This is a genomic window from Micromonospora radicis, from assembly GCF_003583405.1.
Taxonomy (GTDB): Bacteria; Actinomycetota; Actinomycetes; order Mycobacteriales; family Micromonosporaceae; genus Micromonospora; species Micromonospora radicis.
Map to the genome: position 1 here is coordinate 27609 of NZ_QXEC01000027.1, position 20049 is coordinate 47657.

The window sequence follows — 20049 nt, forward strand, 5'->3', positions numbered from 1 at the left end:
CGGGTGAGCCCGATACGCTCGATTGGTGCCCTCCGACAACGCCGCGCCGCCGCTGGACGTCGACCGGATCCTGGCCGATCCGGGCGTACGGATCGTGGTGTGCTGCGGGGCGGGCGGAGTGGGCAAAACGACCACCGCCGCCGCGCTGGCCCTGCGGGCGGCCGAGCAGCACGGCCGCCGGACGGTGGTACTCACCATCGACCCGGCCCGGCGGCTGGCCCAGTCACTCGGCCTGACCGAGCTGGACAACACGCCCCGGCAGGTCAAGGGGATCGACGTCGAGACCAGCGGCGGTGAACTGCACGCCATGATGCTGGACATGAAGCGCACCTTCGACGACGTGGTGCTCACACACACCGATCCGGCGAAGGCGGCGGAGATCTTCGCGAACCCCTTCTACCAGGCGATGAGTTCCACCTTCTCCGGCACTCAGGAGTACATGGCCATGGAGAAGCTGGGTCAGCTGCACGCCCGGGGCGAGTGGGATCTGATCGTGGTGGACACGCCACCGTCCCGATCGGCGTTGGACTTCCTCGACGCGCCGGCCCGGCTGTCACGCTTCCTCGACGGGCGGATGCTGAGGCTGCTGCTCGCCCCGGCGCGAACCGGTGGCCGCAGCATGTTCAGCCTCGTCACCGCGTCCTTCGGGATGTTCTCCCGGGTGGTGCAGAAGGTGATCGGCACCCAACTGTTGTCCGACCTGTCCGGATTCGTGGCGGCGCTCGACTCGATGTTCGGCGGGTTCCGGCAACGCGCGGAGCAGACGTACCGCATCCTGCAGGCGGACGAAACGGCGTTCGTGCTGGTCGCGGCGCCGGAGCCGGACGCGGTCCGGGAGGCCGCCTACTTCGCCGGCCGGCTGCGCGAGGAGAAGATGCCGCTGGCCGGGCTGGTGCTCAACCGGGTGCACCGCCCGACGGTGTCCGGCCTGGGCGCCCCGGAGAGCCGGGCCGCCGCCGACCGGCTGGCGTCGGCCGGCGGGCACGAGGGCACCGTCGAGGTGCTGCGCGCCCACGCCGCCCTGGCCGAGCAGGCGGTCCGCGAGCAGCAGGTGGCAGCGCGGTTCACCGAGCAGTTCCCGCAGGTGCCGACGGTGTCGGTCACGGCGCAGCCCGCCGACGTACATGACGTCGACGGGCTACGAACGATCGGTACGGCGATCAGCCGTCCCTGACTCGTCGTCAGTTGCTGGTGGTCACCAGGATCTTGTCCTTGCCGGTCTTGTCCTTGGCGTTCTTCTTCATCGCCGCCTCGAACATCTTGCGCCAGCTGGTGACCTGCGGGTGACGACGCAGCAGGGCACGACGTTCACGTTCGGTCATGCCGCCCCACACACCGAACTCGATCCGGTTGTCCAGCGCGTCGGCCAGGCACTCGTACCGGACTGGGCAGCTCCGGCAGATCCGCTTCGCCACGTTCTGTTCGGCGCCCTGTACGAACAACGCGTCCGGGTCCCCGTTCTGACATGCCGCCTGTGACGGCCAGTCAGTGATCATGCCCATCTGTACACGTCCCCCCTTGCAGTACTACCGACGCCGTCACGGGCCAGCCGGCATTCCCCCCGATCGTCCGGCGCGCCTTACCCCAAGGCGACACGGACGACACATGTGGCTATCGCCGCCCCCATCATGCTCTGTAGTTGCCCGATTACGCAACGTTGTCGGCTAAATCCATCATTCCGGACACTCCCGGCTTCTCGGGCTCGGGATCGCCGCTTACCCAACCGGAGTCCGCGAAAACGCTGCGAGCCGCCTCCGGGTGGAGGAAACTCAGCACGGAATCACGCAACCGGACACCCGGTGCCACGCGTCTAGCACAACGAGGCCGGCGCGCGCAGGAAATGGGGAAAGAACGCCCCAGCGCCCCTCGTTACCTGTTCGCGTACCCTGTCGAGGTGACCTGGATGCGGAAACGTGACCACAATGTCCTGACCAACGCCGCATCGCTGCTCATCTGTGGGCTGTTGGCCGGCGTGGTGGTCGCCGCCGCGGCCTTTCCCGCGGTGGCGATGTCGGGCCTGGCCGCCAAGGCCGGCGCGGACACCTTCGGCGCGCTGCCGAAGGAACTGACCCTGGCCCGCGCACCCCAGATCAGTTATCTGCTCGCCTCGGACGGCAAGACCCCGCTGGCGACCATGTACGACGAGAACCGGCGGGAGGTCAAGCTCGCCGACATCTCGCCGCACATGGCGGCGGCGATCGTCGCGGCCGAGGACCACGACTTCTACAAGCACAACGGAGTCGACCTCAACGGCGTGGCCCGGGCCTTCGTCAACAACAGCTCCGCCACCAACGACCGGCAGGGCGCCTCGACGCTGACCATGCAGTACGTCCGGATGGGCATCGCGTACTCCGCGACGCACCCGGCCGACGTGCTCGCCGCGACCGAGGACACCAGCGCCCGCAAGCTGCGCGAGATGCGGTACGCCATCCAGCTGGACAAGGAGATGTCCAAGGACGAGATCCTGGAGCGTTACCTCAACCTCGCCGCCTTCGGCAACGGCGCGTACGGCGTCTTCGCCGCCAGCCAGGTCTACTTCAACAAGCACCCGAAGGACCTCAAGATCGAAGAGGCGGCCATGCTGGCCGGCCTGGTCAAGGCCCCGACCTCGTTCGACCCGACCACCAAGAGCGGTTACCCGCAGGCGGTCGCCCGGCGCGACTACGTGATCGACCACATGGTCACCACCGGCGCGATTACCAAGGAGCAGGCCGAGGCGGCCAAGGCCGTCAAGCTGGTGGTCAAGGGCAAGCGGGCACCGAACGGCTGCGTCGCCACCAACAAGAACGCCTGGGGCTTCTTCTGCGACTACTTCTACCGCTGGTGGATGTCGCAGGAGACGTTCGGTTCCACCACGTACGACCGGGAGCGGCGGCTCAAGAGCGGCGGCTACACGATCGTCACCACGCTGGACAAGCAGGCCCAGGACGGCGCCGACAAGGCGGTCCGCGCCGCCAAGCCGGTGACCGCCAAGGAGGCCGTGATGGTCGCCGTGGTCGAGCCCGGCACCGGTCGGGTCCGCGCGCTGTCGGTGAACCGGAACTTCAAGCTCGACAACCCGAAGAACCCGAAGAACCGGCCGCACAGCGACCCGGTCCAGCGCAACCGCGGCAAGCTCGGCAACTATCCGAACACGGTGAACCCGCTGCTCACCGGCGGTGACGGCATCACCGGCTACCAGGCCGGCTCGGTGTTCAAGATCTTCACCATCGTGGCCGCGCTGGAGAAGGGCATCCCGCTCAGCTACACCATCAACGCGCCGCAGCAGTTCAAGTCCGACTACATCCTCCGCCAAGGTGCGCCTGCCACCTGTCCGGGGACACACTTCTACTGCCCGACCAACTCCAACCTCCAGCCCGGCGGCGTGAAGGACATGTGGAGCGCCTTCTCGGCCTCGACCAACACCTACTTCGTGCCGCTGCAACAGCAGGTCGGCGCGGAGAACGTGGTCGACGCGGCCAAGCGGCTGGGCATCCAGTTCCGGGTCAGCAGGGAGAACGCCTGGGCCAACAACAAGGAGGCCGCCAACCAGTGGGGCGCGTTCACCCTGGGCGTCACGGACACCACGCCGCTGGAACTGGCCAACGCGTACGCCACGCTGGCCGCCGACGGCAAGTACTGCGAGCCGATCCCGGTGCAGTCGATCCGCGACCTGGACGGCAACAAGCTGGACGTGGCCAACCCGCGCTGTGAGAAGCGGATCAGCACGGAGGTGGCCCGGGCGGCCGTCGACGCGGCCCGCTGCCCGGTCGGTGACAACTCCTCCACCAGCAAGTGCGGCGGCAGCCGTACGGCCGCGGAGGGTCGCGGCATCGTCGGCAAGCCGATCGCCGGCAAGTCCGGCACCACCGACGCGGAGAAGACCGCCTCCCTGGTCGCGATGACCAAGCAGTACGCGGTCGCCGGCATCCTGGCCGACCCGGACTGGCCGCAGACCAACGTGAAGATGAAGCACAAGACTGCCGACGGCATCAACCCGCCGGTGTTCCAGACGCTCAAGGCCGCGATGGACGGCAAGAAAGCGATCAACTTCGACCCGCCGGGTCAGAAGATCGCCCTGGGCGACCAGCGCAGCATTCCCGGCGTCCGGTGCCTGGACATCGAACGGGCGAAGTCCCGGATCTCCGGGGCAGGTTTCACGCCCGTGGTCTCCAGCAACCGGGTGACCTCGGACTGCCCGGCCGGCACCGCCCACGGCACCAGCCCGGACGGCCGCACCATCAAGGGCGGCATCGTGACGATCTTGGTCAGCGCCGGTGGCGGTGGGAACAGCGACGACGGCGGTAGTGGCAACGGCAACGGTCGGCCGACTAACCCGTCCGGGCCGCCCAGCAACACGGGTCGGCCGCCGGACGGCCCGCCCAACGGCTGACCGCGGCACCGACCGACCCGGAACGGGCGGGCACTCTTCCGAGAGTGCCCGCCCGTTTCACGTACCATCCGCCCCGGCGACCGGCGACCGGCGACCGGCGACCGGCGACCGGCGACCGGCGACCGGCGACCGACGGCCGACGGCCGGCGCAGGTCAGAGGCCGAGCTGGCGGCGTACCTCCGCGGCGACCCGGCCGCCCTCGGCCTGGCCGGCCACCGCCGCCTGGGCCGCCTTCATCGCCGGGCCCATCTGGGCCTTGCCGGTGAAGCCGCCCGCGGCGAGCGCCCCCGCGACCAGCTCGGTCAGCTCGGCGTCGGAGAGCTGCCGAGGCAGGTAACGCTCCAGCACCTCGCCCTCGGCGGTCTCCTTGGCGGCCTGCTCGTCCCGGCCCGCGTCGGCGAAGGCGGTCGCCGCCTCGCGGCGCTTCTTCGCCTCCTTGGTCAACACCGCCAGCACCTCGTCGTCACTGAGTTCCCGCTTCGCCTTGCCGGCGACCTCGGCCGTGCCCACGGCGGCCAGGGCCATCCGCAGGGTGGAGGTGGTCAGTTCGTCGCGGGCCTTGAGGGCGGTACGCATGTCGGCGGTCAGGCGGTCCTTCAGCGTGCTCATGGACGCCCAAACTACCCTGGTCGGCATGCGAAAGCGCACACTATTCCGGCTCGCGACCGCCACCGTCGCGACGGGCGCCGCCGCCCTGGCGTACGCGTCCCTGATCGAGCGCAACATGTTCTCCCTCCGACGCTTCGACGTACCGGTGCTGCCGGCCGGCACCGAGCCGCTGCGGGTCCTGCACCTGTCGGACCTGCACATGACCCCCAACCAGATCCGCAAGCAGAACTGGGTCGCCTCGCTGGCCGCCCTCGACCCCGACCTGGTCGTGGTGACCGGGGACAACATGGCCCACCCGGGGGCGGTGCCGGGCGTGCTGCGGGCGCTGCAACCGCTGCTCGACTACCCGGGTGCCTTCGTGTTCGGCTCGAACGACTACACCGGGCCGGTCCTGAAGAACCCGTTCAGCTACTTCCTGCCCGACCGCGAGTACGCCGAAGGGGTCGAGCTGCCCTACGACGAGCTGCGGGACGTCCTCGTCGGCGCCGGCTGGACGGACCTGAACAACCGGCGGACCACCGTGAAGGCCGGCGGCCGGGCGATCGAGATGGCCGGCGTCGACGACCCGCACATCGAACGGGACGACTACCCGGCCGTGGCCGGCCCGGTCTCCGGCACGGCGGACCTGTCGATCGCGTTGACCCACTCCCCCGAGCCGGCGTTGCTCGACGAGATGGCCGCCGACGGCTTCGGGCTGCTGCTCGCCGGCCACACCCACGGCGGGCAGGTCTGCGTACCGGGAGTGGGCGCGTTGGTGACCAACTGCGGACTGCCCCGGTCGATGGCGAAGGGCCTGCACCGCTGGCCCGGCTCCGACTCCTGGCTGCACGTCTCGGCCGGGCTCGGCACCCACCCGACCGCCCCGGTCCGCTTCGCCTGCCCGCCGGAAGCCAGCCTGCTCACCCTGATCCCTCGCTGATCGCCTCCGCCGGGCGACCAGCGGAGGCCACCAGCTCCCTGGGGGTACCGAGTTTGACCACCGGGGCGGGTGGGCTACTATTTGTCGGCACGCCTCGGGGTGTGGCGCAGCTTGGTAGCGCGCTTCGTTCGGGACGAAGAGGTCGTCGGTTCGAATCCGGCCACCCCGACCAGGTAAGAGGGCACACCCTATCGACGGGTGTGCCCTCTACTGCTTCCTGGGTGACCAACTGAGTGACTACGCCTCCGCAACCGGCGCGAAGATCCGATCCATGACCGCCGCGCCCTGGAGCAGCACCGGCCGGAGCTGGTGGCGGTAGACCAACTCCGTCACACTCGTTCCCGAGTGCCCGCACAGATCGGCGATGTCTTCGAGGCTCACCCCGCTGTCGGAGAGCAAGGACACGAAGCTGTGCCGCAGCTCGCGAGGTGTCCAGGCGGCCGGGTCGAGCCCGGCGAGGGTGACGACTCGGCGGAAGGCCCGGCGGACGTTGGCCGCGTCGAGGGCAGTACCGATGGTCGAGGCAAAGACCAGGTCGAGCGCGTGCCAGTCCTTGCCGGCAGTCTTGCGCTCCTGGTCCTGGCGCTGACGGTGACGAGTCAGCGCGGAGACGCACCGGGCAGGTAGTGCGAGGGTGCGTCGTGACTTGCGAGTCTTGGTGTCGCCGCCTTCCCGGTCGGAACGCCAGACGTGTACGGCGGGCGGTAGCGGCGGATCGAGGTCGGGCCGTCCGGCAAGGACGACATGATCCCAGCACAGGGCGCGTAGTTCCTCGGTACGCGCACCGGTCAAGAGCGAGAGCACGACGTAGGCGTGCAGGCGGGTTTCCTCGGAGGCGTTGAGGACGGCCTTTGCTTGGTCCAGGGTGAGGGACTTCGACGGTCGGCCGGCTTGGCCGCGCGGGACGGTGCAGAGCGCGACGACGTTGCGCTTGACCTTGTCTCGGGCCATGGCTCGGTTGATCGAGCGGTTGAGGCACCCGTAGAGGTCGCGAAGGGTGCGGGTGCTGAGGGTGGTGGCTTTGTCGGCTAGCCAGCGGTCGACGTCCTGGGCGCGAAGCTCGCGTAGCTTTCGAGCGCCTAACGCCGGGATGATGTGGGTGCGGCACAGGATCTCGCACTTGGTCTTGGTGCGGTCTGATCGGCCGTTGAGTCCGTAGGTGAGCCAGTCGGTGACGGCTTCGGTGACGGTGTAGTGGTGCTCGGCGATGGCGAGCCCGTCTTCGTAGTCGCGGATCTTTTCCCGCAGTTTGGTGCGGGCTTCGGTCTTGGTCTTGCCGCTGCCTTTGCGCACGATGCGTTTGCCGGCCGGGGTGTAGCCGACGGTGACGGTGGCGATCCAGCGTTGCCGGGACTCGTCCCAGTGCAGGCCGCCTTCTCCTCGGGCGCGGCGTGTGGTCATCGGGTTCCTCCTTCCTGGGCTTCCTGTTCGAGTAGGTCGACGTAGGCGGTGATGGCGGCGGCGGGGACGAGGCGGGCTCGTCCTTGCCGGACGGTGCGCAGTCGTCCGGCGCGGATCTGTTCGTAGATCACGGTCCGGGACAGGCTGAGCAGTCGCATCGCGTCGGTGATCCGGTAGAGCGCCCGGGTCGGCGCGTCGAGGGTGGGTGCGGTCAAACGGGTGGTCCTTCCTGCTAGGGGTTGCGGGTTTGTTGACACGTACGTGTCAAGCGGGGTGGGTTGGTTGACACGTACGTGTCAGCCGTGGGCCTGGTCGCGGATGGCGTCGCGGCCGGCTTCTGTTCGTTCGCGGGCCATGGCGGCTGCGGTGTTGGCGAGTAGGGCGTCTCCGGTGGTGAGCCAGCCGGAGCCGGTGTAGGCGAGGGTGTTGATGACGATCGTGGTTTCGGTCTCGTGCTCCTGGTCCTGGTCGTGCTCGATGGTGCGTCGCCAGATGACGCGGGCGTCGCGGAGGATGCGGAAGGTGACGGAGTAGCGGCGGCTTTTGGTGAGGAAGTGGCCGCCGAAGCCGAGCATGTGTGCCCACCGTCGTAGGCCGGTCCAGCCGTGTGCGCCGCCGAGGGTCCAGGCGGCGTCGATGAGTCGTTCGGCGTGGGTGCCGTCGGGGTTGGCGTACAGGTCGATGGTGTCGGTGGTGAGTCGGCCGGAGGCGTGGCCGGTGGCTTCGGTGGACTTGGTGGCGTATTTGGCGAGGTAGGCGGCGACCATGGCGTCGGTGATCTGGCCGTCGCCTGCGAGTCGAACCGGGCGGATGTCGGCGTACCGGCCGCGTCCTTCGTCGCCCCAGGCGATGGGCCAGCCGGCGGGTTGGTGTGGGTGGCTGTCGGTGGTGAAGCCGGTTGTGGCGGCGGCGTGCTCGACGGCGGCGACCAGGTCGAGCAGGCCGAGCGGGGCGGGTGGTGGGGCGATCGCGCCGGGGCAGTCGGGGTGGTTGCCGTCGAGGCGGATGATGACGTGGTAGTGCACCACGCCACGTCGTTGCATCTCGGCGACCTTGCCGTACGAGAGGCGGAAGGAGCCCGCGATGAGCCCGAACGCGCGGGCGGTCTTGGTCAGGTGCCGGCGGATGGCGATGGTGGTGCGTCGCCACAGTTCGCCGGCCTGGTGGTTGAACACGACCTGGGCGTGGTGGTCGTAGCAGTCCAGGCACAACGGCGTACCGAGGGCCTTCTCATCGGCGGCGTGGATTCGGTCGCAGCGCAGGTCCACGCCGTGCGGGCACAGCGTCTGCGTGCGGCGGGGTCGGCACGGGATGGCCTGGCCGGTCTTGCTGGTGCGGCGGGTGTGCACGGCCCCGAACGACGGCGCGGTGAGGGTCACGAACACGGCCGGGTGGGCGGCGACGCCGGTCGGGATGCCTTTTCCGCCGATGAGGCCGGCGCGGATGAGGTGGAAGGCGTCGCGGCGGTACGTCTCGGCGCAGGAGGGGCAGACGGCGGCGCGGCGGTTGCCGCACGGCTTGTAGATCTGCCCGTCGGGCATGTCCGCCGTCGAGGCCAACGCCAGGAGTTCCCCGGTGGCGGGGTTGATGGTGGCGCACTCGCCGGTCAGCCGCACCGGCCGGGAGCAGCCGGCGGCGGCGCGGACGTGGTGCAGCCATTCGAAGTAGGTTCCGGTCGCGGCGCGCTGGAAGCCGGACTCTGCGGCATCGACAGCACGGCGGCCCGTGAAGACGTGAGGGTGTGGTCCCGGGCGACGGATGCCGCCCGGGAGCACAGGTGTTGCGGTCAGGGTCACGCGGCGCTCCGCGTGCCGGTGGACACGTCGCCCAGGACGCGGGCGATCAGACCGGCGTAGTAGCCGGGCAGTGGGATGCGGTGGTTCTCCCACAGGAACAGCAGACGCACCAGCAGGTACGTCTTGGGCAGGGTCACGCCGTCCTTGGCCGCTTCGATACGCAGGCGACCGATGAGCTGGACGGGTTCCCACCCGCGCAGCAGCCGACGCTGCCGGGCCGGGTGCATCACGGAGACGGACATCAGGCCGCCACCGCCTTCACGCCGGCACCGGTGAGCGCCGTCTGCCACCGCTCGATCGCACGAGCGGACGCCACCGCCGGGGCAACCGGCAGCAGCAGCCTGCGCAGGCAGTGGGCGTTGATCTCCGCTGCCGACAGGCGAGCGCGATCCGGCATCAGCCGTTCCCGCAGCGCCGGGTCGCGGTGCAGCTTGGCCTGCTCGAACAGGCCACCGATCTCACGGATCAGGTCGATACCGAGATCGGCCACCACAGCCGAGACGGCCGCTACCATCCGCAGCACGTCACCGCCGTCGCGGATTTCGTCCCAGGTCTTGCGGTAGTTCGCGACGTAAAACGCCGCCTCCAGCTCGTACTGGGACAGGGACTCCACATCAACCGGCAACGGCTGACGCGGTGCGGTACGGATCGGGGTGACCGTCATCAGGCCACCGCCGCAACCGTGTCGCCCGGGTCACGGGCGAGCACCAGCCGGAACGCCAAGGCACGAGCAGCCTCAGCACGACGCTTCGACGGCCACAGCCGCCGCAACGCCTCGTCCTCCACCGAGGTGGACTGGCCCCGGTCATACTTGTCCACCAGCCGGGCATTCAACGCCCGAGTCCGGCCGTCGCGGTCGAACACCTCGGCCATGCCGAGACGAGCGATCCCCGCCTGCGCCAAAGCGCAGATCTGCCCATGAGACAGCCGCCTCCAGGACACCGGGATGTCAGCGGCGTAGATCGCCACCGCCAGTTCACCAGCCTTAAGCCGGTCCAGGTTGATAGCAGGCGCGGAAACAGGGTCGGAGACAGGAACGGTGGTCGTGGTCGTCGTGATGGGTCGCAGTCCGGGAGCCTCACCAGAGGTCGAAGCGACATGCCGGCCGGAAAGCCCCGACAGGGGCAGGACGACCGCACGCGCCGAGGTGGGATGACCAGAGGCAGCAGTGACAGGGACGCGGGTACGCTGAACAGGCATCGTGTTGATCCCTTCGACAGGTTGGACCGATGCGCCTGGCCTCAGCGAGTTGCAGCTCGCTGGGGCCTTCTCTTCAAGCAGAGTACCAACTGAGTTGGTATCAGCCAAGGTGGGTTGAGCGGGTGGGCTTACGGGTCGCCCGCATCCAACGATGACCTTGATTGCCGGCCAACGGCAGGTGTCACCACGGGGACAGGTCAAAGTCCCCTGTCATGTCACTGGCCCAGAGGGCAATACTGGCGTCATGGGCGGAGACGAACACGGCAACGACGAGCGGCCGGTTTGGGCGACGAGGCTACGCGCGGAACGGACTGCGCGGAGCTGGTCGCAGGGCGATGCTGTCCGGGCATTGCGCGCACATTCGAACGAGCCCCTTCCCGCCGACAGCACGCTACTGCGCAACTGGAAGCGATGGGAGTCGGGCAGTTCCGAGCCTGACAACTTCTACAAAAGCTTGATCGCCAAGACGTTCGGAACTGTTACCGCCGCATTCTTTCCGCCGCAGAGTGCCCCGGAGAATGACCGGCTGCTCTTGGCCGGGACCGGCATGGAGACGCTCGAAATTCTTGCCCGTGTGCGTGCGTCGGATGTCTCGCCAGCAACGCTGGAGGCTCTGCGCATCACAGCCGACCGGCTCTGCTGCGAGTATCCCTACATGCCGTCAGCGGAGCTTCATGCTGAGGGACGTGCGTGGCTCCGCCGAATTACCGCACTCATGGACAGAAGGCTCACTCTTGCACAGCATCGAGAAATTCTGACTCTCGCTGGTTGGGTGGCGCTTCTTGTCGGATGCGTCGAGTACGACATGGGTAACCGACGGGCGGCAGAGGCAACGCGCCGGGCGGCGCTGTCGCTCGGGGAGGAAGGCGGCAACGCGGCTGTTGTCGGTTGGGCATACGAAATGCGCGCCTGGTACGCCCTGACCCAGGGTGACTATCGGGGAGTCATCGCCGCTGCCGAAGCCGGTGAAGCCGCAGCCGTAAACCAGAGCGCAGCGGTCCAGCTCGCAGCCCAACAAGCGAAGGCTTGGGCGCGACTCGGGGACCGACGACAGGTAGAGGCGACCCTTGACCGAGGACGGCGGATGCTGGAAGCCCTGCCGTACCCGGAAGACACCGATCACCACTTCGTTGTTGACCCTGCCAAGTTCGACTTCTACGCGATGGACTGCTACCGGATCGCAGGCGAGGACCGCCTAGCCCGCATGTACGCGCGAGAGGTCATCAAGTCTTCGACCGAGCCCAACGGGATCGAGCGGAAGCCCATGCGCAACGCCGAGGCCCGCATCACGCTCGGAGTCGTGGCCGCTCGCTCCGGCGATGTCGAAGCGGCAGTTGCGTACGGTCGGCGGGCTCTCGAAGGCGATCGCCAGTCGCTACCGTCCTTGCTGATGTGCTCGCAAGAGTTGACCGGACTCCTTGCCCGGAAGCACCAGCGGCAACCAGAGGTCTCGGCCTATCTGGACGAGGTTCGCGCGCTCGCACGCTCCGTCAGCTAGGTTCCAGGCCCCCTGGGGACGGTCGACCGCCTACACCTGGGCGTGGTCTCGACTTGTGCCATGCCCTGACCCGATCCGGCCGCCACATGTGTGTGCGACCTATGGTCATATCCGGCTCTGGCATCTGCCCGCGCTTGCGATAGTTTGAAACCGTCGACACCTTCACACCTAGGTACGCCGCCACGTCGGATGTCGTCCACCACTCCGCTTCTTGGTCCGGCCTCACCGTCACGGTCACAGTTTCACACGCTAACCGGTTAGCGCATCTGCTGCGTCGGCTGTTGGGCCGGATGCCGCCAGAGTTGGTGAGAACTTTCTATACGGGTTCAAGGCGGCCCGCTTCGCAGGCCGCGCGCGCCGCCGAACCTGGGCCGGGCCTGCCGGCCCGCCGCGTTGCCTCTGGCCTTCGGCCGCCGGCACGCGGTTGCCAGCCCGTCGGCGGCGCGACATACGAAGAAGCCCCGGGCCGCCATGGTCGATGGCAGATCCGGGGCTTCATGGCGGAAAGTCACAAGTGCAGTGCCTCCGGCGGGGTCCTCGGGCACTCCGGGATGGTGACGCCACCCGACAACCTCCGTCCGGGCGAAGCCGATCAGGTGGGGCCTGCCCGGTCAAGGTCGTTCAGACGGTGGTGTGCTCCACCTTGCCCGGGCAGGCCCCACCTGATCCACGGTATGCGGACGAAGGCCGACGGGATGGCTAGAAGGCCGGCAGCCGCAGGTCAGCCCAGGGGTTGACGGCCCACGCTCCAGATAGGATCGGGCGATGAACGACAGATTCGCCTACGCGCAACTCTTCACTTACTCCCGGGACGGACGACCGGCAGCCTTCATCCACCCCAATGGTGGCCAGGAGGAGTGGGAAGCCGAGAACTACGACACTCTCCACCTCAACAGGGCCGCCGCCGACGGGTGGCGCGTCATCAGCGTGCAGCCCGACGAGTCGGACAACGTTGCCTACCTGCTGGAGAAGCGCACCCAGTCTCGTCCGGGGGGCTCCTGACCCATCGACAGTGTGGTGACCAACTGGGTGACAACGGGGACGTACGAGCCCGCACGTCCAGGAACTTGAGCGCACTGTTGCAGCAGCTACCGGAGGACGGCCAGGCAGGCTACCGAGAACCGAAGGTTCCTTCGGGACGAAGAGGTCGTCGGTTCGAATCCGGCCACCCCGACCAGGTAAGAGGGCACACCCTATCGACGGGTGTGCCCTCTACTGCTTCGTACAGCAGTGGAGTACAGCAGCGGTCAGTGCAGACGCTCGCCCAGGCGCTTGAGCGCGTCGCGGGTGGCGTCCGAGGACGCCTGCGAATAGATCTCCATCGTCACCGACACCTCGGCGTGCCGGAGCACCTGCATGATGACGCGCGGGTGCACGTCCAGGTCGACGAGCAGGGCCGCGCAGGTACGCCGGGCATCGTGCACGGTGATCTTCCAGACCCCGGCGCGGGCGCAGCGGGCGTCCCAGGACCGGTTGAAGTTGCGCGGCTCGATGGGGGCCCCGTAGCGGGTGGTGAACAGCAGTGGCGAGCCCTGCCAGGCGATGCCCGCCTCATCGCGGTCGGCCTTCCTCGCCTGCTGGCGGAGGTCGAGTGCCGCCGCGCAGATGTCCGGCAGCGGGAGCGTGGCGTCCGAGGTCTGCGTCTTGGTCTCCCGGTGCAGCAGTTGGCCGCCGACCCGCTGCAACTGCCAGCCGATCGACAACTCCCCCGCCGCCAGGTCCACGGCGTCCCCGGTGAGGCCGAGCACCTCACCCTTGCGCAGGCCGAGCACCAGGATCAGCACGTACGCGGCGTACAACGGGTCGCGGTCGGCCCGCGCGGACTCCAGGAACCGACGCGCCTCGTCACTGGGCCACGCCCGGCCCCGACGGCGGCGGACCGGTGGGAGCTTGACCAGGGCGGCGGCAGGTCAGCGGCGCGAGGTTGGGGCGCACGACCTCCCGGTGCCAGTAGGTCAGGTAGTCGCCGAGGGTCGGGACCCGAGTGGCGACCGATCCGGCCTTGGCCTGCTGGTGCAGCTTGATCCACTTGTCGTGGACGGCCTCCCGGGTCTGGCCGTAGACGTACTCCCGGTGGCGATCTTCATCTTGACCTTGGACAGGCCGAAGCCGAGCAGCACGGCGACCTCGGCGGGCGAGTACCAGCGCGGGGTGAGGGGTCGGGTCATGCCGCCACCCCCGACCACGCCTCGTGGGCGAGTTCTTCCCGGCCGACGCGTTGGCGTTCCCGGCGTTTGGTGGCGGCGGTGTTGGCGAGCAGGGCGTCCCCGTCGGTCAGCCAGCCGGAGCCGACGAAGGCCAGCGTGCCGACGGTGACCGGGCCGGCGGTGTCGTGGCTGCCGTTGGTGCTGGTGTGCTCGGTGCGGCGGTAGGCGGCGCGGGTGTCGCGGAGCAGGCCGAAGGTGACCGAGTAGCGGCGGGCCTTGGTGAGGAAGTGACCGCCGTAGCCGAGCATGTGCGCCCAGCGGCGCAGCCCGGCGTAAACGTTGGGTGTGGTGTCAAGGTCGCCTTGACGGTCTTCTGTCTTTCCGGCTGACCGGGTGACGTCAGAGACGTGCACGGACCGTCTCGGGGGCCCTTGGTCGGTTTGTGGCGAAGGTCGGAAGCACTCGCCTGGCGGTTGCGGCATTAGCTGTCGTGGTGGGCCGCGTCGAGACGATGGGCGGGAGTACCGTCGACTGTGGTGGTCTGCCGGGTAGTGGCTGGTGGTCCGCTGCCCAGACCGCTACCTGGGAGATGATGATGAGCGATTCCGCGACCTTCGGTGCGCGCCTTCGGATGTATCGCGAGCGTGCGGGGAAGACCCGACCGGTTCTCGGCGGGCTGGTGGGGCGTAGCGCGGAGTGGGTCAAGGCGTTGGAGAACGGCCGGCTACTGCCGCCCCGTCTGCCCATGTTGCTGCGGCTGGCCGAGGTACTCGACATCTCGGATCTTGCGGATCTGACTGGCGATCAGTCGTTGCCGGTGGCGTCGGTGACCAGGGCGGGGCATTCCGAGGTCGGCAGGGTGGCGGCGGTGATGCAGCGGGCGTCGGTGCCGGGGGGCGCAGTTACGCCGGTTGTCGTGATGCGCGATCTGGTGGATCAGGCCTGGGCGTTGTGGCATCGGTCGACGACTGAGCGGACGGCGGTGGCAGCGGTGCTTCCGGGGTTGCTGACGTATGCGCAGCGGAGCGCTCGGATGCTCGATGGCGGGGACCGTCGGCTGGCGTTGGCGGAGTTGGCGCGGGTGTATCACCTGGTGCAGTTGTACCTGGCACACCAGCCGTTGCCGGAGTTGGTCTGGCTCGCCGCCGACCGGGCGATGTCGGCGGCCCGGGACGCCGACGACCCGGCGGCGATGGCGGTGGCTGCCTGGTACTACGCGCACGTCTATCGGGGCGCGAACCAGGTCGACGCCGCCGAGCAGGTGCTGGCCGAGGCTGCGGATCTGGTCGACCCGGCGGCGGGTGGTGAGCAGTTGGCGCGATGGGGTCAGGTGCAGCTCGGTATCGCGCTGGGCCACAGCAAGGCTGGCCGGGCCGGTCGGGCGTGGCGGGCGTGGGATGCCGCCGAATCGGCCGCGAGCCGACTCGGCGGTGGGTACGTCCATCCGTGGTTGATGTTCGGATCGGCGGCGTGTACGGCGTATGCGGTCACTATCGAGACGGACCTGTGCCGCACGGGTGAGGCGGTGCGGCGGGCCGACGCCACCGACTATCGGGCGTTGCCCTCGCAGACCCGGCGGGCTGCCGCGCTCATCGATGCCGCTCGGGCGCACATGCTGGACCGTGGGGAGGTCGCGGCGGTGCACCTGCTCGGTCGGGCGCTGCGGGAGAGCGTCGACACGGTGCGACACAACCCGTACGCCCGCACTGTCGCCCTGGAACTGTCGAACCGGCCGGGCACGGTCGGTGAGGACGCCCGAGAGTTGGCCCTCGCCATCGGCATGATCGGGTAACCCTCCCTCAGGTACAAACTCTCCCTGCCACAGCCGATGACCACTCGTAGCGTTCCTGTCACTGGCGGCGGCGAGCCTGTGCCTGCGTGACACCCGATAGAGCCGGACGGAGTCTCGTCGCCGCCCCCTGTTGCTCAATCGAGGGGGCGAGTGTGGTGATCTGGTCTGAGCTGTGCGCGTTGGTGCGGTGGCTGTTTCGGCGGCCTCAACCGCCGCCACCGCCCGGGACCGGGCAGCGGTACCAGGACGTTGAGCGGGCGGCGGCGCAACAGCGGCTACTCGACCACGCGAGGCAACTGCGGCGGTGCCAGGGCCACCACGAATCGGCAGCTCAGCTCAGCCCACGCCGATCGGATGCCCTCCGGTGACCCGACGCGTGGCCAACTCGTCTGGGCGGTCATCTCTGAGCGGCCGGCGCGTCTCCTACGACGAGTACCTGTCGGCTACCGCGTTGACGTTTGCGCGGCGGCATCGGCCGGTGTGGTGTTGGCGGCGGTGGCGGTGGACCTGTCGGTGTGGGTCCGATCTGCCCTGCCGTGCCCGGCACCGGATTCCGATCAATCGCGGGCACTGGCCGCAGGAGGGTGAGCAGTGACCGGCGGGCCGGAACGGACCATCCTCGCGGTGCACGTCCGTGGGCTCCACGGCATGTGTGCGGGTTGCCGGGTGTGGTGGGCGCTGCTGGTGCCGTACCCGTGTTGGCAGGTGGAGTGGGCGACCAGTCGGCAGGCCCGCGCGAGCGTGGCCCGGTTTCTGAGTGGTGTGCGGTGACCAGTCACAGCGCCGGTACAAAGACCGGTAGGCGCCGCTGCGTCGACGTAGCGGAACGGCTTCTCCCGGACCAACGGCGTGGTCGGGATGACGGTGTGCGACAGGCTGGGGAAGTGTGCCGGCGCAGCGTCGGCGACTCCCTGAAACACCATGTTCCACACCGACCCGGCCCAGCCGTGACGCCGACGGGCGTCAGCGTGTGGGGTTGGCCATGGGCTGACCGGGACCGGCCACCCTCGGACCGGCAGGCCCTGGAAGCGCCCGCGAACCTCCGGCAGCCTGATCTCACACGAACTTCCGGAAGGAAAGCGTAATGACTGATTTGACGGGAAAGGTTGCTGTCGTCACCGGTTCTTCCCGGGGCATCGGCAAGGCCATCGCACAGCGTTATGCGGCCTTGGGCGCGAATGTCGTCGTCAACTACGCCACCGACCGGCAGAACGCCGCGCAGACCGTAACGGAGATCGAGGAGGCCGGCGGCCGGGCGATCGCGGTACGCGCGGACGTGTCGTCGCTGCCGGACCTCGACAATCTCTTCCAGGCCGCCATCGACACGTTCGGCCGGCTCGACATCGTCGTCGCGAACGCCGGTGTAGAGATCATTTTGCAGCCGATTTCCGAGGTCACCGAGGAGCAGTTCGACCGCCTGTTCGCCATCAATGCCAAAGGCGCCTTCTTCACGTTGCAGAAGGCGGCGGCCCGGCTGCACGACGGCGGGCGTCTGATCAACATCGGGTCCACCACCACGGTCAGCCCGTACCCGGGCATGGGCCTGTACGCCTCCAGCAAGAGCGCCGCCGAGCAGTTGACCGGCATCCTGGCGCTGGAACTGGGTTCCCGCGACATCACCGTCAACACGATCCTGCCGTGTGCGATCGGTGGCGCCGGCGTGTTCAGCGAAGTGACGCCCGGCGATCAGTTTCACCAGATGAACGCCGAGCGGCCGCTGGGCGGACGCCCTGGCACGCCGGACGACGTGGCCGACGCCGCAGAGTACCTGGCCGGCAACCTGGCCGCGTGGGTCAGCGGGCATACGCTCGTGGTCGCTGGGGGAGCGCCTCAGTGACATCCTCCACCACCGGCGTGGAGATGATCGTGCCGGTCCGCAACCGCCGCACGGGCGAGGTTGCCGTTGCGGAGATCAAACAGGAGTACGTCACCGGCGCGCGACGACACGTTCCTCTATTCACCCTTGCACGCCCCGAAGAAGCCCGTCGCAGCTGGCAGACCTCCCAGGAACCGCACCGAGACGACCTATCCGTCCGCCATGGCAGTCAGAAACTGACGTCCGTGGAGCAAACGGTTACCGCACAGTTCGTGCGGTTCGTTGCCACCGGTGCCGTCACGTCCGCCGTACAGTTCGGTGTCTTCCTCATGTTCTTCGGCCTGGGCGATCAGGTCGCGAACCTGGCCGGGGTGGTGTTCTCCTCGATGCTGGCCAACGAGATGCACCGGCGGGTGACCTTCCAGGCTCGCGGCCGGGTGAGTTGGGCGACCGCGCAGTGGGAGGGCGGTGGACTGTCGATCGTGGCGCTGGCCGCCACCAGCGCCGCACTGGCGTTGCTGGACGGCGTGGTCAGCGAGGCCTGGTGGGCGCGGGCACTGCTGATCGCAGCGGTCAACGGGTTGGTCGGAGTGATGCGTTTCGGATTGCTGCGGTCGTGGGTGTTCCCGGCCGGATCCGCCCACCGCCCCGGTCCGGGGCAACCGGCTCGGGCGCGGACGACCTCGACGGCGCCGGCCCGCACTGCCTCGGTGCGTCGCGAGGCACAGGATCCCGCCGCCCCGGTGCCTCGCCTCGCTCACCTGGTCTCAACTTCACCCATCCAACCACCACAGTTTTTCCTGGTCGGCCGCGACATGAGCCATGCGCCGAACGGCCGCCGCCGGAACCCGCTCAGCGGGTCGGCGAAGTCGGTGACGTCCGATCAGCCCCTTCACCACCTGGGAATCGTGCCGCTTCGTGAAGAGCGGTCCCGTTCGGCGGGCGGGAAGGTGCGACTCCCCATCAATGCCGATCAGCCACGGGACGCCCAGCACCGGTGGGACCGGCACACCATGGTCACCGCCGACGAGATTCTGGCCTCCCTGCGGCCCGACCCGGTCGCGCGAGGAACAGCGCCGGCCGAGACCTGGCTCGTACCCGGTCATGTCGACGCCCGGGCCGACCGAGCGTGAGAAGCGGTCCCGACTGGCCGGGAGTCCGGGTTCCGCCATCTTCCGGCGGCTTTCATGGGGTGTGAGTACAGGACCCGCCCTGGTCGTGGGCGGCGAGCTGGGCGACGCCCGCGAGCGTCGCCTCCGGTGACGTGCAAGCACCGCTGGTCATGCGGTGCTTGGACGGTCAGGCGAAAGGCCAAACCCAAGTACGTGGTGTCGTCGACGCGCACGGACTTCCGTGGGCCAACAGCCACCACATCGCCGGTGATCTGCACGAGGGCGTGCGAGAGCTCAAGGACGCGACCCCGGCCGGAGTCCTCCTTGGTAGCGGCAAGCTTGCGACCCCGCTCGACCGGCTGGACCTGATCGACGAGTACCGGCTGTTCGTCCAGCCGAGCATCGCCGGCCACGGCCCGACGCTGTATCAGGACAGGCTGCCCGGCGGCAGGTGCCGGCTTGGCTGATCTCGGCAAAGCCACTGCGCGACGGCGCGGTGGCCATGCGCTACCCGGCGCGCTGACTCACCGGAACCTCGATGACCAGGCGCGTTCCTTCGGGCAGGAGGGCTTCGAGGCAATCAGTTCCAGCGGAAAAACTCGGCCATCGCGTCGGTGGTGTGGAGGTGGTGGGTGGTGCGACCGATCAGCCGGGGGGCCGGGTGCGGTCCCGGGATGGTGTGGCCGTCGCCGCGCACGGTGTAGAGCCGGACGGGGGCATGCCCGTCCTGGCGGTGGTCGGTGCGGCTGATCCCGCCGGAGAGTTCCTCGGTCATGGGCGGCACCGTGATGCCGTTACGCTGCGCGAAGTAGGCGGCGGTATCCGGCGTGGACAGCGTCTCTCCGCCGACCCGGAAGGCGAAGCGGGCCCAGGCCGCCATCTCGCCGCCCGCGTACGGCACGATCCGGTCGGCTGTGCCGTGCAGCAGAAGAACCGGCTTCGGTACGACGGGCAGGTCGGGCACGAGGAAGTTGGCGGGCGCCGGTTGCTGGGCCGCGATGATCGTCGCGCCGGCGAGGAGGTCGGGGTGTTCGTGCAGCAGCCGGATCACCATGCCGCCACCGTTGGAGTAGCCGGCCGCGTAGACCTTCCGCCCGCCCGCGTGCTGCTTCACCACCGCCTCGGCGAACGCCACGTCGTCGACGTCGGCCCGGCGGGCCGGGAAGCGGCTGGCCGTGCGGGCGTCGTTCCAGTTGCCTCGGTAGCCGTCGAGGTAGGCGACGGCCGTGCCGGGGATCGCGTCGAACGCCTGACCGGTGAAGGCGCGAAACTGGGCTGCGTTCTGCCTGGAGCCGTGAAAGACCAGCAGGAGGCGGTCGTGACCGCCCGCCGGCTCGATAAGGGTATAGGTGCGGGCGCGGCCGGCGGCTTCGATGTCCATGACGAC

Annotated in this window: 18 protein-coding genes, 1 tRNA gene and 6 pseudogenes; 12 read left to right on the plus strand and 13 right to left on the minus strand. The window is 68.9% G+C overall.

Features of this window, described 5'->3' with window-relative positions; genetic code table 11:
- Positions 1 to 22 precede the first annotated feature (22 nt).
- Positions 23 to 1174, plus strand: coding sequence for an ArsA family ATPase (locus D2L64_RS22455; protein ID WP_199714714.1), 1152 nt, complete (start codon positions 23 to 25; stop codon positions 1172 to 1174).
- Between the two features lie 7 nt (positions 1175 to 1181).
- Here D2L64_RS22455 and D2L64_RS22460 read toward each other — a convergent pair whose 3' ends face one another.
- Positions 1182 to 1502 (minus strand): WhiB family transcriptional regulator, encoded by a 321-nt coding sequence (locus D2L64_RS22460; protein ID WP_119579194.1) that lies wholly within the window; start codon positions 1500 to 1502, stop codon positions 1182 to 1184.
- Between the two features lie 401 nt (positions 1503 to 1903).
- Here D2L64_RS22460 and D2L64_RS22465 point away from each other — a divergent pair, with 401 nt between their 5' ends.
- Complete coding sequence (locus D2L64_RS22465; protein WP_119579235.1) at positions 1904 to 4372, plus strand: penicillin-binding protein; 2469 nt, start codon at positions 1904 to 1906, stop codon at positions 4370 to 4372.
- Between the two features lie 153 nt (positions 4373 to 4525).
- Here D2L64_RS22465 and D2L64_RS22470 read toward each other — a convergent pair whose 3' ends face one another.
- The gene (locus D2L64_RS22470; RefSeq protein ID WP_119579195.1) at positions 4526 to 4981 is read right to left on the minus strand and encodes a GatB/YqeY domain-containing protein; all 456 of its coding nucleotides are present in this window, start codon (positions 4979 to 4981) and stop codon (positions 4526 to 4528) included.
- Positions 4982 to 5006: 25 nt separating this feature from the next.
- Between D2L64_RS22470 and D2L64_RS22475 the strand changes: the two genes are divergently transcribed.
- A complete protein-coding gene (locus tag D2L64_RS22475; RefSeq protein WP_119579196.1) occupies positions 5007 to 5900 on the plus strand; it encodes a metallophosphoesterase in 894 nt (297 codons plus the stop codon).
- A gap of 95 nt (positions 5901 to 5995) precedes the next feature.
- A tRNA-Pro gene (locus D2L64_RS22480) sits at positions 5996 to 6072 on the plus strand.
- 65 nt (positions 6073 to 6137) lie between these two features.
- Here the strand turns inward: D2L64_RS22480 and D2L64_RS22485 are convergent.
- The 6 genes from D2L64_RS22485 to D2L64_RS27135 form a co-directional block, all read right to left on the minus strand.
- Positions 6138 to 7301, minus strand: coding sequence for a site-specific integrase (locus D2L64_RS22485; protein WP_119579197.1), 1164 nt, complete (start codon positions 7299 to 7301; stop codon positions 6138 to 6140).
- Positions 7298 to 7516, minus strand: a complete 219-nt coding sequence (locus tag D2L64_RS22490) for a helix-turn-helix domain-containing protein (RefSeq protein ID WP_119579198.1) — start codon at positions 7514 to 7516, stop codon at positions 7298 to 7300. Before D2L64_RS22490 ends, D2L64_RS22485 begins: the two co-directional genes overlap by 4 nt.
- A gap of 81 nt (positions 7517 to 7597) precedes the next feature.
- A complete protein-coding gene (locus D2L64_RS22495) occupies positions 7598 to 9097 on the minus strand; it encodes a replication initiator (RefSeq protein WP_199714716.1) in 1500 nt (499 codons plus the stop codon).
- A complete protein-coding gene (locus D2L64_RS22500) occupies positions 9094 to 9339 on the minus strand; it encodes a hypothetical protein (protein WP_119579199.1) in 246 nt (81 codons plus the stop codon). Before D2L64_RS22500 ends, D2L64_RS22495 begins: the two co-directional genes overlap by 4 nt.
- On the minus strand, positions 9339 to 9761 hold the full coding sequence (locus D2L64_RS22505) for a hypothetical protein (RefSeq protein ID WP_119579200.1): 423 nt from the start codon (positions 9759 to 9761) through the stop codon (positions 9339 to 9341). Before D2L64_RS22505 ends, D2L64_RS22500 begins: the two co-directional genes overlap by 1 nt.
- The gene (locus tag D2L64_RS27135; RefSeq protein WP_147376288.1) at positions 9761 to 10297 is read right to left on the minus strand and encodes a hypothetical protein; all 537 of its coding nucleotides are present in this window, start codon (positions 10295 to 10297) and stop codon (positions 9761 to 9763) included. Before D2L64_RS27135 ends, D2L64_RS22505 begins: the two co-directional genes overlap by 1 nt.
- Before the next feature lie 244 nt (positions 10298 to 10541).
- Here D2L64_RS27135 and D2L64_RS22515 point away from each other — a divergent pair, with 244 nt between their 5' ends.
- Positions 10542 to 11795 carry a tetratricopeptide repeat protein gene (locus D2L64_RS22515; protein ID WP_233559094.1) on the plus strand — a complete coding sequence of 418 codons (1254 nt, stop codon included), beginning with the start codon at positions 10542 to 10544 and terminating at the stop codon, positions 11793 to 11795.
- Here D2L64_RS22515 and D2L64_RS28555 read toward each other — a convergent pair.
- The gene (locus D2L64_RS28555; protein ID WP_158603531.1) at positions 11788 to 12033 is read right to left on the minus strand and encodes a helix-turn-helix domain-containing protein; all 246 of its coding nucleotides are present in this window, start codon (positions 12031 to 12033) and stop codon (positions 11788 to 11790) included. The two genes, D2L64_RS22515 and D2L64_RS28555, sit on opposite strands and share 8 nt — an antisense overlap.
- A gap of 527 nt (positions 12034 to 12560) precedes the next feature.
- Here D2L64_RS28555 and D2L64_RS22525 point away from each other — a divergent pair.
- Positions 12561 to 12797: a hypothetical protein gene (locus D2L64_RS22525; protein WP_119579203.1), complete on the plus strand. Its 237-nt coding sequence runs from the start codon at positions 12561 to 12563 to the stop codon at positions 12795 to 12797.
- 245 nt (positions 12798 to 13042) lie between these two features.
- On the opposite strand, the pseudogene D2L64_RS22530 reads toward D2L64_RS22525, so the two are convergent.
- The 3 pseudogenes from D2L64_RS22530 to D2L64_RS22540 all read right to left on the minus strand — a co-directional run.
- Positions 13043 to 13883: pseudogene (locus D2L64_RS22530) on the minus strand (tyrosine-type recombinase/integrase); the annotation flags it as partial.
- A pseudogene (locus tag D2L64_RS28045) lies at positions 13838 to 13963 on the minus strand (excisionase family DNA-binding protein); the annotation flags it as partial. The pseudogenes D2L64_RS28045 and D2L64_RS22530, both read right to left, overlap by 46 nt.
- A pseudogene (locus D2L64_RS22540) lies at positions 13960 to 14340 on the minus strand (replication initiator); the annotation flags it as partial. The pseudogenes D2L64_RS28045 and D2L64_RS22540, both read right to left, overlap by 4 nt.
- A gap of 194 nt (positions 14341 to 14534) precedes the next feature.
- On the opposite strand from D2L64_RS22540, the gene D2L64_RS22545 reads away from it, so the two are divergent.
- The 6 genes and pseudogenes from D2L64_RS22545 to D2L64_RS22575 all read left to right on the plus strand — a co-directional run bounded on the left by D2L64_RS22545 (position 14535) and on the right by D2L64_RS22575 (position 19129).
- Positions 14535 to 15734 carry a helix-turn-helix domain-containing protein gene (locus D2L64_RS22545; protein WP_199714718.1) on the plus strand — a complete coding sequence of 400 codons (1200 nt, stop codon included), beginning with the start codon at positions 14535 to 14537 and terminating at the stop codon, positions 15732 to 15734.
- A gap of 354 nt (positions 15735 to 16088) precedes the next feature.
- Positions 16089 to 16505, plus strand: a pseudogene (locus tag D2L64_RS28420) (hypothetical protein).
- Positions 16506 to 16818: 313 nt separating this feature from the next.
- Positions 16819 to 17571, plus strand: coding sequence for a glucose 1-dehydrogenase (locus D2L64_RS22565; RefSeq protein WP_119579207.1), 753 nt, complete (start codon positions 16819 to 16821; stop codon positions 17569 to 17571).
- Positions 17572 to 17594: 23 nt separating this feature from the next.
- Positions 17595 to 18164 (plus strand): annotated as a pseudogene (locus D2L64_RS28425) (GtrA family protein); the annotation flags it as partial.
- 363 nt (positions 18165 to 18527) lie between these two features.
- A pseudogene (locus D2L64_RS27360) lies at positions 18528 to 18653 on the plus strand (GTP 3',8-cyclase MoaA); the annotation flags it as partial.
- 161 nt (positions 18654 to 18814) lie between these two features.
- The gene (locus tag D2L64_RS22575; RefSeq protein ID WP_147376290.1) at positions 18815 to 19129 is read left to right on the plus strand and encodes a dihydrofolate reductase family protein; all 315 of its coding nucleotides are present in this window, start codon (positions 18815 to 18817) and stop codon (positions 19127 to 19129) included.
- 113 nt (positions 19130 to 19242) lie between these two features.
- On the opposite strand, the gene D2L64_RS22580 is transcribed toward D2L64_RS22575, so the two are convergent.
- A complete protein-coding gene (locus D2L64_RS22580; protein ID WP_119579210.1) occupies positions 19243 to 20043 on the minus strand; it encodes an alpha/beta hydrolase family esterase in 801 nt (266 codons plus the stop codon).
- Positions 20044 to 20049: the final 6 nt, after the last annotated feature.

Excerpts from the sequence above, each read along its gene's own strand:
- D2L64_RS22460 (WP_119579194.1), bottom strand. The coding sequence starts at position 1,502 with ATGGGCATGATCACTGACTGGCCGTCACAGGCGGCATGTCAGAACGGG.
- D2L64_RS22465 (WP_119579235.1), top strand. The coding sequence starts at position 1,904 with ATGCGGAAACGTGACCACAATGTCCTGACCAACGCCGCATCGCTGCTC.
- D2L64_RS22470 (WP_119579195.1), bottom strand. The coding sequence starts at position 4,981 with ATGAGCACGCTGAAGGACCGCCTGACCGCCGACATGCGTACCGCCCTC.
- D2L64_RS22475 (WP_119579196.1), top strand. The coding sequence starts at position 5,007 with ATGCGAAAGCGCACACTATTCCGGCTCGCGACCGCCACCGTCGCGACG.
- D2L64_RS22485 (WP_119579197.1), bottom strand. The coding sequence starts at position 7,301 with ATGACCACACGCCGCGCCCGAGGAGAAGGCGGCCTGCACTGGGACGAG.
- D2L64_RS22500 (WP_119579199.1), bottom strand. The coding sequence starts at position 9,339 with ATGTCCGTCTCCGTGATGCACCCGGCCCGGCAGCGTCGGCTGCTGCGC.
- D2L64_RS22505 (WP_119579200.1), bottom strand. The coding sequence starts at position 9,761 with ATGACGGTCACCCCGATCCGTACCGCACCGCGTCAGCCGTTGCCGGTT.
- D2L64_RS27135 (WP_147376288.1), bottom strand. The coding sequence starts at position 10,297 with ATGCCTGTTCAGCGTACCCGCGTCCCTGTCACTGCTGCCTCTGGTCAT.
- D2L64_RS22515 (WP_233559094.1), top strand. The coding sequence starts at position 10,542 with ATGGGCGGAGACGAACACGGCAACGACGAGCGGCCGGTTTGGGCGACG.
- D2L64_RS22525 (WP_119579203.1), top strand. The coding sequence starts at position 12,561 with ATGAACGACAGATTCGCCTACGCGCAACTCTTCACTTACTCCCGGGAC.
- D2L64_RS22545 (WP_199714718.1), top strand. The coding sequence starts at position 14,535 with ATGATGAGCGATTCCGCGACCTTCGGTGCGCGCCTTCGGATGTATCGC.
- D2L64_RS22565 (WP_119579207.1), top strand. The coding sequence starts at position 16,819 with ATGACTGATTTGACGGGAAAGGTTGCTGTCGTCACCGGTTCTTCCCGG.
- D2L64_RS22580 (WP_119579210.1), bottom strand. The coding sequence starts at position 20,043 with ATGGACATCGAAGCCGCCGGCCGCGCCCGCACCTATACCCTTATCGAG.